The 13,017-nt window shown below is 63.6% G+C and carries 10 protein-coding genes and 3 tRNA genes; 4 read left to right on the top strand and 9 right to left on the bottom strand.

Features of this window, described 5'->3' with window-relative positions; genetic code table 11:
• From AC0V2Y_RS17055 to AC0V2Y_RS17020, 8 genes are all read right to left on the bottom strand, one after another.
• Positions 1 to 237 (bottom strand): GTP-binding protein (locus AC0V2Y_RS17055; RefSeq protein ID WP_475413842.1); only part of this gene is annotated, 237 nt, incomplete at its 3' end.
• Between the two features lie 88 nt (positions 238 to 325).
• Positions 326 to 400 (bottom strand) — tRNA-Thr (locus AC0V2Y_RS17050).
• 43 nt (positions 401 to 443) lie between these two features.
• A tRNA-Gly gene (locus tag AC0V2Y_RS17045) sits at positions 444 to 517 on the bottom strand.
• 62 nt (positions 518 to 579) lie between these two features.
• Positions 580 to 664 (bottom strand) — tRNA-Tyr (locus tag AC0V2Y_RS17040).
• Positions 665 to 897: 233 nt separating this feature from the next.
• Positions 898 to 2,544: a response regulator gene (locus AC0V2Y_RS17035; RefSeq protein ID WP_475415907.1), complete on the bottom strand. Its 1,647-nt coding sequence runs from the start codon at positions 2,542 to 2,544 to the stop codon at positions 898 to 900.
• Positions 2,545 to 2,677: 133 nt separating this feature from the next.
• A complete protein-coding gene (locus tag AC0V2Y_RS17030; RefSeq protein ID WP_475415906.1) occupies positions 2,678 to 4,273 on the bottom strand; it encodes a DUF3369 domain-containing protein in 1,596 nt (531 codons plus the stop codon).
• A 63-nt stretch (positions 4,274 to 4,336) separates the two neighbouring features.
• On the bottom strand, positions 4,337 to 5,428 hold the full coding sequence (locus AC0V2Y_RS17025; protein WP_475415905.1) for a J domain-containing protein: 1,092 nt from the start codon (positions 5,426 to 5,428) through the stop codon (positions 4,337 to 4,339).
• Positions 5,429 to 5,577: 149 nt separating this feature from the next.
• Positions 5,578 to 6,729: a class I SAM-dependent methyltransferase gene (locus tag AC0V2Y_RS17020; protein ID WP_475415904.1), complete on the bottom strand. Its 1,152-nt coding sequence runs from the start codon at positions 6,727 to 6,729 to the stop codon at positions 5,578 to 5,580.
• Positions 6,730 to 6,803: 74 nt separating this feature from the next.
• Here AC0V2Y_RS17020 and AC0V2Y_RS17015 point away from each other — a divergent pair, with 74 nt between their 5' ends.
• The 4 genes from AC0V2Y_RS17015 to pepF all read left to right on the top strand — a co-directional run bounded on the left by AC0V2Y_RS17015 (position 6,804) and on the right by pepF (position 11,074).
• Positions 6,804 to 7,592 (top strand): SDR family oxidoreductase, encoded by a 789-nt coding sequence (locus tag AC0V2Y_RS17015; protein WP_475415903.1) that lies wholly within the window; start codon positions 6,804 to 6,806, stop codon positions 7,590 to 7,592.
• A gap of 52 nt (positions 7,593 to 7,644) precedes the next feature.
• Positions 7,645 to 8,043: a dihydroneopterin aldolase gene (locus AC0V2Y_RS17010; protein WP_086140320.1), complete on the top strand. Its 399-nt coding sequence runs from the start codon at positions 7,645 to 7,647 to the stop codon at positions 8,041 to 8,043.
• A 5-nt stretch (positions 8,044 to 8,048) separates the two neighbouring features.
• Positions 8,049 to 9,011, top strand: a complete 963-nt coding sequence (ttcA, locus tag AC0V2Y_RS17005) for a tRNA 2-thiocytidine(32) synthetase TtcA (RefSeq protein WP_475415909.1) — start codon at positions 8,049 to 8,051, stop codon at positions 9,009 to 9,011.
• Positions 9,012 to 9,190: 179 nt separating this feature from the next.
• On the top strand, positions 9,191 to 11,074 hold the full coding sequence (gene pepF, locus AC0V2Y_RS17000) for an oligoendopeptidase F (protein ID WP_475415902.1): 1,884 nt from the start codon (positions 9,191 to 9,193) through the stop codon (positions 11,072 to 11,074).
• Between the two features lie 96 nt (positions 11,075 to 11,170).
• Here pepF and kefC read toward each other — a convergent pair whose 3' ends face one another.
• Positions 11,171 to 12,985 carry a glutathione-regulated potassium-efflux system protein KefC gene (gene kefC, locus AC0V2Y_RS16995; RefSeq protein WP_475415901.1) on the bottom strand — a complete coding sequence of 605 codons (1,815 nt, stop codon included), beginning with the start codon at positions 12,983 to 12,985 and terminating at the stop codon, positions 11,171 to 11,173.
• Between the last annotated feature and the right edge of the window lie 32 nt (positions 12,986 to 13,017).

The following is a 13,017-nucleotide window of genomic DNA, read 5'->3' as shown; positions in this document are numbered from 1 at the left end:
GTGCGCGTAGTGACGCGTTTCCGTTTCGTACTCGACGTGGGCGGTGTTGATCGTGATACCGCGCGCTTTTTCTTCTGGAGCCGCATCGATCTGGTCGTATGCTTTGGCTTCGCCGCCGAATTTCTTCGACAGAACCGTTGCGATTGCAGCGGTCAGCGTGGTTTTACCGTGGTCGACGTGGCCGATGGTGCCGACGTTGACGTGCGGCTTGGTCCGTTCGAATTTACCTTTTGCCATTTTGAACTCCTAATGATTTGATTAGATTGCTCAGGCACACGCCCGACGGTCTGGTTTGAATTGCTTCTGTGCTGCCTGCTGCGAATTCTGGTGCCCTTGACGTGGATCGAACACGTGGCCTCTCCCTTACCAAGGGAGTGCTCTACCACTGAGCTACAAGGGCTGTAATTTGTTGCATGCGATGCATCAAGCATCTGAACGGAAACTGGAGCGGGTGAAGGGAATCGAACCCTCGTCGTAAGCTTGGAAGGCTTCTGCTCTACCATTGAGCTACACCCGCGAGGTATCGTTCACATTATCTTCACTTACTTTTGCTACTACCCAGTTTTCCTTGCAAAAACTTGGTGGAGGGGGCTGGATTCGAACCAGCGTACTCATAGAGAACAGATTTACAGTCTGTCGCCTTTAACCACTCGGCCACCCCTCCGCGGGAACCGCAGAGTATGAAGCATCTACTCACAACTGTCAACCTTATTTGCCGATGCCTGACTGCTGCATTTGCGTATAAAGAAGAAGTTGGCTGCTTCGGGGCGTGATTATAAGCTCCCGATTTGAGAAAGTGCAAGGGTTGGCGCGAAAAAGTCGACTTTTTTCGCATTTTTTTTATCATCCCTGCCGCCAAGCCGCATTTTCCCGTCATTCGCCCCGCATTTTCCCCATTTACCGTGCGTCAGGCGGATGCATCCAGGAATTGCCCAGCGGCTTATATTTGCGCAACAACTGCTGATGCAGGCCCGACAATACGGGCAATTTGGGGTTGCGCGGGTCCAGCCGGCGCACGCCGGCGATAAAGGTCAGCGCCTGCTGCCCCATGCGCTCATCCCATCCCTCATGTTCCAGGCATTTCAGCACGGCCACGGCCGCATTGAAGACCACTTGCGGATTGTCGGGCAGGCGCGTGACGGCCTCGCCCATGAGATCGACGGCGCCGCGGAAATCGCCCTCGCCCGCCTTCGCCGCGCCGGCCGCCACCATGTCGGCCACTTCCTGGCGGCTTTGCCGCGCCAGCGCCTTGGCCAGCTCGTCGCGCCCCGCCTGCTCGAAGACGGCCATGGCGCGCGTCATGGCCGCGCTGTCGGGCGCATTGCGCATGACTTCGCGCATCACCTCGGCCGCGCCATCCTCGCGCCCATGCGCCAGGCAGTGGCGCGCCAGCTCGGTTTTCAGCATGTTCGAGCCGCCCACGCTGTGGCGGTTGGCGGCCAGGGCCGCGTCCAGCGATTGCTGCAGGCGTTCCGCGTTGCCCGTATGCGCATGCAGCATGGCGCTGCACAAGGCGCTGCACAGTTCCGCATTCTTTTGCCCGCCCATCGACTTGTCGAGGTCGCGGATCACGGCCCCCGCCTGTAAGGGATCGCCCTTGCGCACCAGGGTCTGCACCAGGCGCACATGGTCTTCCGGATCGCGGAATTCCGAATATTTGGCCTTGCTGACCACCAGTTTGAGGGATTTTTCCGCCATCTCGATATCGTCGGCCGCCAGGGCCGCCTCGCCCAGGCGGCGCAAGCGGCGCACGGCGTGCGGCGACAGGGCCACCGCCTCGCTCAGGGCCGCTTGCGCCAATTCCGGCTTGCCTTGCGCCAGATGCGTGCGCGCCAGCCAGTCATAGGCGTCGAGGAAGCGCTTGTTGTTTTCCAGCAGCCCTTCCAGCATGCCCTGCGCCGCCGCGTATTCGCCCAGCAGGAACTGCGTCTTGGCCTGCCCCAGGCGCGCCCAGCCGATGGACTTGCTTTCATACAGGGCTGCGTAGATCGGCTCGGCGTCGGCCGCCTCGCCCAGCAGCAGGTGCAGTTCCGCGCGCAGGCGCAGGAAATCGGTGGCATAGCGGGGGTACAGGCTGGCGCCCTCGGTGCAGGCGGCAATCGCCGCCCGTTCATTACCCACGTCGATCAGTTCATACACGGGCACGAAGGCATTGCGCTTGTCCAGCGCGCGGGCTATGCGCTCGAGCATGTTGTCGGCGGTGAACGGTTTGAGGATGTAATCGGTGGGCAAGAGCTCGACGGCGCTGACCACCTTGGCGAAGCTGCCTTCGCCCGTCACCATGAAAAACATGGTCGACGCGTGCATCAATTTATGGTGGCGCAAGTCTTCCAGCATCTGCTGGCCATCCTGCCCGCCGTCGAGGTCGTATTCGCACAGGATCAAATCATACGATTTGCTGCCCAGCATGCGGATCGCCTGGCCCGAGCTGGCCGCGTCATCGATCTTCGCCAGGCCGCACAGATTGAGCATATTGTGCAGGCTGGCGCGCATGCCAGGATGGGGCTCGATGATCAGTGCGCTAAGGCCCTTGAGTTCTTTCATGTCGTGATGTCCGAAAACTCCGCGGCGCGCCACACTGGTGCGTGGCGCCGGCCAGCATGAGGCTGCCGAGTATATGACGGCGCCGCGCGCAAGGGAATGGGGCCGCGCCGAAAAACGCCACACCAATTGCCGCTCAAGCGTTGGCGCGCTCCGGATGCCACAGTTGCGGCTCGTTGTCGATCAGGTCCAGCAGCGCCGTCACCACTTCCGGATCGAACTGGCTGCCGCTGCGCTGCTCGATGTATTCGCGCACCTGCGGATACGGCCATGGCTCCTTGTACGGCCGCTCATGCAGCAGGGCATCGAAGACGTCGACCACGGCGACGATGCGCGCGGCCAAGGGAATGTCGCGCCCCTTCAGGCCGTTCGGATAGCCGGCGCCATCGAAATGCTCGTGGTGGCCGCCGGCGATCTGCGCGCCATACGTGAGGTAGCTGACGCCGTCGACCATGTTGGCGGCCCGCTCGAGGATGGTGCGCCCGACGCTGGCGTGCAGCTGCATCTGCGTGCGTTCCTCGTCCGTATGCCGGCCCGGTTTGAGCAGCACGGCGTCCGGCGTGGCCACCTTGCCCACGTCGTGCAGGATGCTGGCCAGGCCGATCATGTCGAGCAGTTGCGGGCTGAGCTCGTCCGCATACACGCCGCGCTGCTGCATGCGCCGGGCGATGGCGTCGGACAGCTGCTGCACCCGCCGCACGTGGCCGCCCGTGTCGCTGTCGCGGAACTCGGCCAGGTCGGCCAGCGCCACGACGGTCGCTTCCTGCGCCTTGCGCAGCTGGCCGAACATGTACAGGTTGTCGAAGGCGGCCGCGATACGCTGGCAAAACACTTCCAGCAGATCGCGCTGGATCTGCGCCAGCGGCCACGGCGGCGTAACGGAAATGGCCAGCTCGCGGTTGCCTTCCGTGTGGATGAACAGCACGTTGGCCGGATGCTCGAACTGGCTGCGCTTTTCCGCGAACGCCTTGTCGATGGTGGGCGTGAGCGCGTGGTCGGCCGGCATGGCTTCGGCCTCGGCCAGCACGGCATAGGTGCCCGTGGCGGCCACCACCTCGGGCCGCCCGGCGCCGCCCTGCATCAGGCACAGCACGCCATCGGCGCCCACGTCGAGGATGGCGCTAACCTGGTTGAGCACGCCGGAAGCGAATTCGCGCAGGGAATGGATCTGGTACAGATTGGTGGCGCCGGCGAGGATCTTGCCCAGGCCGATGCGGCTGCGCTCGAGCATCATCAGGCTCTCGTAGGCGCGCAAGGCCGAGATAACGGTGGTAAACAGCTTTTGCGTCGTCAGCTCCGTCTTGGCCTTGTAATCGTTGATGTCGTATTCGATGATGACGCGCTGCTCGGGCGCCTGGCCCGGCTGGCCCGTGCGCAGCACGACGCGCACGATGGAGTTGTTCAGGTCGGCGCGGATGCGCTTGGCGAGGATCAGGCCGGCGTCATCCGTTTCCATCACCACGTCGAGCAGCACCAGCGCGATATCGGGCGTGTCGCGCAGGATGTCATACGCTTCGCGGCCGCTGTAGGCGGAAAACAGTTCCAGTTCACGGCCCTTGAAACTGACATTGCGCAGCGCCAGCCGCGTGACCGCATGCACGTCGACGTCGTCATCGACGATCAGGACACGCCACAGGCGCTGGTCGGGCGCGGCCAGCCCGGCAGGGCTGGCCACCGGCTCATCTTCGTCGAGCAGCCAGTTATCATCTGCATCGGCTTTGAGGTCGGTCATGAATACTCCTAAGGGATAAGTTCGATGTGGACGCTGCGTTGACGCATATCAAGCATAATCAGATTAGATGCTGCTTACAACAGGATTCTGCGTGCCGCCTTCGCCAACGGCCGGCGCCGGCGCGGATGCCGACGCACCGCTGCGCGTGGCGCCGCAACTGTCCTGGCCGGGCCCGACGGCCTGGTAGCGCACTTCGTACTTGCCCGCGCTGAGCTGCTCCACCGTCAGCTTGTCATTGGCCAGGATGTACAGATAACGCACATTCGAGCGCCGCTCCTGGTCATACAGCTTGACGAACACGGGCGCCGCATTGCCGCTGTTGTCGATGGTCAAGCTCAGTTCATTGCCCTTGTTACCGATCGGGAAGCCATCCACATAACCGGACTGCGCCGGCCAAGGCTCGCCATTCGGCGCCACCAGCGCCGCCGACTCGGCCTGGCTGGTGCCATCGCAGGCGGGCCGGCTGGCTTTCAGGCTCAGCTGGGAGACGGCCAGCACGCGGATCTCGGGCGCCTTCGCCTGCGCGGGTTCGGCCGCATACGGCTTGCCCACCGCCCAGCTATCGATGGCCACGGCCTCTGCCTTGGACGGCGGCAGCAAGGCGCCGGCTCCCGGCGCCGCCGGTTCCGGGCGCGGCTTGGCGCCATCGCGGGCCAGGCCGCTCCAGGCCGACGCCAGCGCGGACGGCATCGGCTGGGACGTATCGAGCATCAGCAAGGCGCCCAGCCAGCCCAGCAGCAAACAAACCAGCAGGCTCAGCCACCAGCGCCAGTTGCGCCAGATGGGTTGCGCCCCGCTCCGCGCCTTGCCCTTCGGCGGCGGTACATCCTGCGCCCAGGCGTGCTCATGCGGCTGGGCATGGCCTTTCGCGCGGCCATCGCGGGTCTTGCCTTCTTCGTGGTGGGTGCTTTCCAGCCATTCGATTTCCCACTCCTCGGCGGCGATCCACTCGTCGTGTTCCTTGCGGCGTTGTGGATCGGACAAGGTGCCATAGGCGCTGTTGAGGATAGCCATGATGCGGGCGGCCTTTTCGTCGCCCGGATTCTTGTCTGGGTGGTATTTCTGGCTGAGGGCTTTGTACGCGGCACGTATGACTTCCTGCGGCGCCAGGCGCGCCACTTTCAGGTTGTCATAGTGTGTATGTATCTTTCCCATCGTTCTATCTTGAAATCGGTGCGCGGCGACGGGTTCTTGCAGGATGGAACCGTGCTGTGTCGGTCATCATATACGATATGACAAGATAATAACCACCGGCGGACAGGAAATTGCAGGGCGGCACTGCCCTGCCTTGATATTGCCAGCGCTTACAGGCGGTGACTGCGGTCACTGGACAACAGCGCTTCCGGCAACGCCACCTGGTGCCCCACCACCAGCACCTTGAACAATTCCCCCATCTCGGCCGGCGACACCAGCTTTTGCACGGCGCTGGCCTGCGGCAGGTAGGTCTTGACCTGTTCCGGATCGGTGCGCAGCAGCAAGTCGCCGATGCCCGCGCCCAGCAGGAAGGATGCCTGGTTCATGTACGCGAGCACATCGAGACCCGCATCCTGCGCCGCCACCGCCATGGCCGTGAAATCGACGTGGGCCGTGATGTCCTGCAAGCCGGGCAGATAAAACGGTTCCGCGTGGGCGTGGTGGCGGTAATGGCACATCAAGGTGCCCGTGGCGCGCAAGTCCAGGTAATACTCGTGCGCGGGAAAACCGTAATCGAACAGCACGGCCGCGCCGCCCTGGCCATTGGTCAGCATGCGCGCCAGCGAGCGCATGAAGCCGCAGGCCACGCCGTGGATCTCGCTGACATAGCCGACCGGCAAGGCATCGGCGTCCGGCACCTGGGCGGCGATCTGCGCGGCCACGTCGGCGTCGGCAGGGCGTTCGACAAAGACGAACTGGCCATCGGCAATGCCGACGTCGAGCTCGCACCAGCCGGCGGGCGTCTTGCTGATCAGGTTGACGGGCATGGCGTCAAGCACTTCATTGCCGAACACGGCGCCTTCAAAACTGTCGGGAAAGCCGTCGAGCCACACCACCTGCGGAAAGGCGGCCAGCGCCAGCTCCTGGCGCGCGCGCAACTCGCCGGACAATTCGACGATCGCATACTGTTCGATAGCGATGCCGGCATTCGCCGCTTCCGTCAGGATATCGAAAGCCAGCTTGCCCGTGCCGGCGCCGAATTCGAGGATGCGCGGGGCCGTTTGCGCCATAATAGCGGCTGCCACATGGGCCAGCGTGGCGCCGAACAGGGGCGAAATCTCCGGCGCGGTTGTAAAATCGCCATCTTTGCCCAGCTTGGCGGCGCCGCCGCTGTAATAACCGAGGTCAGGCGCGTACAGCGCCAGTTCCATGAAGCGGACAAAGGGAATGGCGCCGTCATTGCGCGCGATTTCGGCGGCAATCTGGTGCTGCAAGGCATGGGACGCGGCCAGCGCGTCGCTATCGGGTGCGGGAAGAGACATACCCGCATTGTAGCGAATCGGCGGCGCATGCCGCCAGTGCGGCGTCCACCGAATATCTCAACCATAACAAAGACATGACAGAAGCAACGACAACGCCATTCGACAGCACACCCCGCGTCGCCCTCGTCACGGGCGCGGCGCGGCGCATCGGCCGCGCCATCGCGCTGGGCCTGGCGCGCGACGGCTGGGATATCGCCGTCCATTACCGCGACTCGCGCGACGAAGCGCTCAGCCTGGTGGCGGACATCACGGCGCTGGGCCGCCGCGCGCAGGCATTCCCCTGCGACCTGGCGCAGGAAGACGCCGTGCGCCAGCTATTGCCGCAGGCGCAGGCGGCGCTGGGCCCCGTCACTTGCATCGTCAACAACGCATCGTTGTTTGAATACGACAATGCGGGCGATTTTTCCTTCGCCGCCCTGGACGCCCACATGCACGCCAACCTGGCCGCCCCCATCCTGCTGGCGCAAGCGCTGTACCATGCCACCCCGGCAGGCGGGCAAGCCGTGGTCATCAACTTGCTGGATCAAAAACTGTACAATCTCAATCCTGATTTTTTGTCGTACACCCTGTCCAAGGCGGCGCTGCTGTCGGCGACCACCATGCTGGCCCAGGCGCTGGCGCCGAAAGTGCGCGTGGTGGGCATTGCCCCCGGCATCACCATGGTCTCCGGCGAACAGACGGCAGCGAACTTTGCCAAGGCGCATGAAAATACGCCGCTGGGACGCTCCAGCACGCCCGAGGACGTGGCCGACAGCGTCTGTTACGTGGCCGGCGCGCGCGCGCTGACGGGCACGACCCTGCTGGTCGATGGCGGCCAGCATTTGATCGGCTTGCCGCGCGACGTCATGTTTTTGACCAAATAATCAGCAGCCCTGCCAAACAACCCGCATTCAGCATCCCCGAAAAGGTAAAACTATGTCGTCCGCCCTGTCCCACCCTCGCCTGCTTGACTGCCGCCGGCTGTTCCTGCGCAATTACGAAGTCCTCATCAACATCGGCGTCTACGACTTCGAGAAAAAGGGCGAGCAGCGCGTCCTCATCAACGTCGACCTGTACATTCCCCTGGCCCTGTCGACGCCCAAGGACGACCAGCTGGAAGAGGTGGTCGACTACGACTTCATGCGCGAAACCATCGCCAAGCGCATGGCGCAAGGCCACGTGCAGCTGCAGGAAAGCCTGGTCGACGACGTGCTCGCCGCCATGCTGGCGCACCCGCGCGTACGCGCCGCGCGCGTATCGAGCATGAAACCGGACGTGTATCCCGACTGCGAAGGCGTGGGCGTGGAAGTATTCAAGATCAAGGATGAAGCATGAACAACATGAGCAACACCGCCGTGCTGGAAACGACGACAACGGCCGTGGAATTCCCGGCCAACGTGGAAGCGCAGAAACTGGCGCGCAAGAAGGCGGAAAAGATCGCCCTGGAAAACAACAAGCTGCACAAGCGCCTGTGCCGCCTGGTGGGGCAAGCCATCGGCGACTTCAATATGATCGAAGACGGCGACAAGGTGATGGTGTGCCTGTCCGGCGGCAAGGATAGCTATGCGCTGCTCGATATCCTGATGACCTTGCGCGAGCGCGCGCCGATTCATTTCGATATCGTCGCCGTCAACCTGGACCAGAAGCAGCCGAACTTCCCGCCGGACATCCTGCCCGCCTACCTGACGGAACTGGGCGTGGCCTTCCACATCGAAAACCAGGATACCTACAGCATCGTCAAGCGCCTGATTCCGGAAGGCAAGACGACTTGCTCGCTGTGCTCGCGCCTGCGCCGCGGCATCCTGTACCGCGTGGCGGACGAGCTGGGCGCCAACAAGATCGCCCTGGGCCACCACCGCGATGATATTTTGGAAACATTCTTCCTAAATATGTTCTTCGGCGGCAAACTGAAAGGCATGCCGGCCAAGCTGCAATCGGACGACGGCAAGCACATCGTCATCCGCCCGATGGCCTACGTGAAGGAAGAGGACACGCAGCGCTATGCGGAAGTCAAGGGCTTCCCCATCATTCCATGCGACCTGTGCGGTTCGCAGGAAAACCTGCAGCGCAAGCAGATCAAGGGCTTGATGCGCGAATGGGACAAGAAATTCCCCGGCCGCGTGGAAAGCATCTTCTCGGCGCTGTCGAACGTGGCGCCATCGCACCTGATGGACCCGAAACTGTTCGGCTTCAAGGACTTGAAGGCGGACGGCGTGGCCAACCCCATGGGCGACATCGCCTTCGATGAAGAGCCATGCTCGACGCCGACCACGTTCGGCACGATCCCGCTGCAAGCGCTGTAATCCGCTGTTGTAAGCCCCCGTTGTTTTCGCCGCCACCGTCCTGGTGGCGGCATCCCCCTCTTTCCCCCTGCGTCCATTTGATGTACCGTAGTCAGCTCTGCCGGTACGCCATGTGTCACGCGCGCATTCCTGCCCGGCGGTCAGCACGCATTCTTCCGACAACCTCACTGGAATGAACCATGACGCCATCCGCGCTCAAGCGCCCCCTGCTGTTCTCCCTGCTGGCCCTCGGGCTCGCCACCGCCACTGCCGCCCCTGCCCCGGCGCCCACCGACCGCCAGGCCGACCGCTGGGATTTGACGGCGCTGTATCAAGACGATGCCGCGTTCGACGCCGATGCGAAACGGCTGTCGGCCCAGCTGCAGCAGCTGGCTGGCTGCAAGGGGCAGTTGAAAGCCTCGCCGGCCCGCCTGAAAAGCTGCCTGGACCTGGTCGCCGATGCGCGCAAGCGCGTCAATACGCTCACCACCTATGCGGCGCAGTACTACGACCAGGATACGGGGGACAGCAAGGGCAACCAGCTGAACCAGCGCGCCGCCCTGCTGGGCAACGACTTCACCCAGGCCAGCACCTTTCTGCAGCCGGAAATCCTCGCCCTGGGCAGCAAGCGCATCAATGCCATGCTGGCGCAAGACAAGGGGCTACAGCTGTATCGCTTTCAGTTGAGTAACATGCTGCGCAGCGCGCCGCACACGCTCGACGCGGCCAGCGAGCAGCTGGTGGCGCAGTTCGGCCTGGCAACAAGCTCGGCCGCCAGCGTCTACCGCACCCTGGCCAATGCGGAAATCCCGTGGCCGACCGTCACACTGTCGGACGGCAAGGAAGTACGCCTCGACCAGGCGGCCTACACAAAATACCGGGGCGACGACAACCGCGCCGACCGCAAGCGGGTGTTCGACGCCTTCTTCGGCAAGTGGAAAGAATACGAACGCACGTTCGGCGAAACCCTGTACGGCCAGCTGAAAACGGATGCCGCGTATGCCAAGGTGCGCCACTACGCCGATTCGCAAAGCGCCGCGCTCGACGCCGACAACTTGCCGCCCGCCGTCTACCAGACCCTGATCGCGCAAACCAACGCCAACCTGCCCACCCTGCACCGCTACTTCAAGCTGCGCGCGCGCATGCTGGGCGTGAAGGACCTGGCGTACTACGACGTGTATGCGCCGCTGCTGAAAAGCGAGCGCACCTTCCCGCTGGCCGAAGGCAAGCAGATGATGCTCGATTCCGTCGCGCCGCTGGGCCCCGACTACGTGAAAGCGTTGACCGCCGCCGTGGACGCGCGCTGGATGGATGTGTATCCGCGTCCGCGCAAGGTGGCGGGCGCCTACATGAATGGCGACGCGTACGACGTGCATCCGTTCGTGCTGCTCAACTACACGGACAATTACGAAGCCGTCAGCACCCTGACGCACGAATGGGGTCACGCCATGCACTCGGTGCTGGCCAACAAGGCGCAGCCGTCGATCTATGCGCCGTACAGCATCTTTGTCGCGGAAATCGCCTCGACGACGAACGAGGCGCTGCTGCTCGACGCGCGCCTGAAGCAGGCCAAGGATGACGACGAGCGCCTGCTGTACCTGGGCGCGGCGCTGGAAAACCTGCGCGGCACCTTCTTCCGCCAGGCCATGTTCGCCGAATTCGAGGCGGCCATCCACGGCAAGGTGGACAAGGGCGAGTCGCTGACGGGCGAAGAGATCACGGCCATCTATGCCGGCATCCTCAAGCGCTACCACGGCGAAGCGCAAGGCGTCATGAGCATCGATCCCGCCTACGCGCTGGAATGGGCCTACGTGCCGCATTTCTATCACGGCTACTATGTGTTCCAGTACGCCACCTCGATCGCGGCGGCGCAGGATTTCGCGCAGCGCATCCTCGACAAGGAACCGGGCGCGCTGGCCGCCTACCTGAAGATGCTCGGCGCGGGCGGCTCGGCCTACCCCTACGATCTAGTGAAGACGGCCGGCGTCGACCTGGCCTCGCCGAAACCGTACCAGGCGCTGGTATCGCGCATGAACGGCATCATGGACCAGATCGAGGCGATTGAGAGCAAACGGGGAAAATAAGCCGCTTGCCAGGAGGCGTAGGTCGGCTTAGCGCAAAGCGCGTAAGCCGACAGCACCAGCAACGCCAACAAAGTGTCGGATTACGCGGCTTTGCCGCTAATCCGACCTACCATTTTCTGCTTGCTCCGAGGCAAACGCCGCCGCATCGCTCTCGAACATGTCTTCCAGCTCCTCGCGCGCCTGGCGCGTGAGGGACATGACTTTTTGCTGGTCCTGGAAGTGCGGCGCCACTTCCAGCAAGGTCTTGAGGTTATGCCGGCCGAAGATGCCGGCCGCGCGCTGCGCGCGCTCCGCGCTGAAGCCCACCTGCTGCAAGGTCTGTTCACCCAGCAGCAGCGCCGCGGCAAACGTCTCGCGCTCGATCAGGGTCACGCCCCGCTTCATCAATTCATAGTAATGCGTGACGTTGCGCGCGCGCGCCAGTATCGTCAGTTCGGGCAGGCGCAGGCGCACGGCGTCGACCAGGGCCAGGCTGTCGTCCACATTGTCGATGGCGATCACCAGCGCCTTCGCCTTCTCGATGCCGGCCGCCACCAGCAGGTCCACGCGCGTGGCGTCGCCATAAAACACCTTGAAGCCGAACTTGCGCAACAGCTCGATCTGGTCCGGGTCGTGATCGAGCACCGTCACGCCGATCTTGTTGGCCGCCAGCAGGCGGCCGATGATCTGGCCGAAGCGGCCGAAGCCGGCGATGACGATGGGGTTGTCCTGCGCCTCGATATGGTCGTCGGGACGGCGCTTCTTGTCGCCTTGCAGGCGCGGCGCGACGAATTTGTCGTGCGCCAGCAGCAGCAAGGGCGTCGCCACCATCGACAGGGTCACCACCACGACCAGCAGCGCGGCCGTCTGCGGCGCAAACACGTGCGCGGCCTCGGCGGCGGCAAACACGACGAAGGCGAATTCGCCCCCTTGCGACAGCAGCAGCGCAAAGAACAGCTGCTGGCCGCGGGGAATGTCGACAAACTTCGACAGCAGGTACAGCAAGGCGATCTTCACCAGCAGCAGGCCCGCCACCAGGGCCAGGATCAGCAGCGGCTGGGCGCGCAGCACGCCGAAATCGACGGACATGCCCACGGCGATGAAGAACAGGCCCAGCAACAAGCCCTTGAACGGTTCCAGGTCGGAAATGAGCTCATGCCGGTATTCGGAATCGGCCAGCAGCACGCCCGCCATGAAGGTGCCCAGCGCCATCGACAGGCCCACCGATTCCATCAGCACGCAGATGGCGATCACCAGCAGCAGGGCAAACGCCGTGAAGATTTCGCGCAAGTCCGTCCTGGCGATGAAGCGCAGGATGGGGTTGACGAGAAAGCGCCCGCCGATCACCAGGGCGGCCAGCACGGCGGCCAGCTTGGCCACGCGCAGCCAGCCCGGTTCACCGCTGTGCGTGACCAGGCCACCGAGCAGCGGCACCAGCGCGATCATGGGAATGGCGGCGATATCCTGGAACAGCAAGATGGAAAAGCCGGCGGAACCGGCCGGCGTACTCATCAGCTTGCGTTCGCCCAGGGTGGCCAGCACGATGGCCGTCGACGACAGCGACAGCCCCAGCGCACCGACCAGCGCCGTGCGCCAGTCCACGCCGAAGGCCATGGCCACGGCGCACAAGCCCGCGCTGACGACACCCACCTGCGCCCCGCCCCAGCCGAAGATGGGACGGCGCAGCAGCCACAATCGTTTGGGTTCCAGCTCCAGGCCGATCAGGAACAGCAGCAGCACCACGCCGAATTCGGAAAAGCTGAGGATCACCTCGACATTCTTGATCAGGCCCAGTCCCCACGGTCCGATGACGACGCCGGCCACCAGGTAGCCCAGCACGGCACCCATGCCCAGGCGCTTGGCCAGCGGCACCATGATGATGGCGGCGACCAGGTAAAAGAGTATGTTGATGAGAAAGCTGTGGTGTTCCATGCGGATTCCGGGCGGATGTGTGGATGAAACGA

The organism is Janthinobacterium sp. BHSEK, assembly GCF_056174685.1.
This window is presented reverse-complemented; position numbering and strand designations above follow the sequence as displayed.

Bases quoted from the DNA above. Each gene is read 5' to 3' on its own strand.
- AC0V2Y_RS17035 (WP_475415907.1), bottom strand. From the start codon at position 2,544: ATGAAAGAACTCAAGGGCCTTAGCGCACTGATCATCGAGCCCCATCCT.
- AC0V2Y_RS17030 (WP_475415906.1), bottom strand. From the start codon at position 4,273: ATGACCGACCTCAAAGCCGATGCAGATGATAACTGGCTGCTCGACGAA.
- AC0V2Y_RS17025 (WP_475415905.1), bottom strand. From the start codon at position 5,428: ATGGGAAAGATACATACACACTATGACAACCTGAAAGTGGCGCGCCTG.
- AC0V2Y_RS17020 (WP_475415904.1), bottom strand. From the start codon at position 6,729: ATGTCTCTTCCCGCACCCGATAGCGACGCGCTGGCCGCGTCCCATGCC.
- AC0V2Y_RS17015 (WP_475415903.1), top strand. From the start codon at position 6,804: ATGACAGAAGCAACGACAACGCCATTCGACAGCACACCCCGCGTCGCC.
- AC0V2Y_RS17010 (WP_086140320.1), top strand. From the start codon at position 7,645: ATGTCGTCCGCCCTGTCCCACCCTCGCCTGCTTGACTGCCGCCGGCTG.
- ttcA (WP_475415909.1), top strand. From the start codon at position 8,049: ATGAGCAACACCGCCGTGCTGGAAACGACGACAACGGCCGTGGAATTC.
- pepF (WP_475415902.1), top strand. From the start codon at position 9,191: ATGACGCCATCCGCGCTCAAGCGCCCCCTGCTGTTCTCCCTGCTGGCC.
- kefC (WP_475415901.1), bottom strand. From the start codon at position 12,985: ATGGAACACCACAGCTTTCTCATCAACATACTCTTTTACCTGGTCGCC.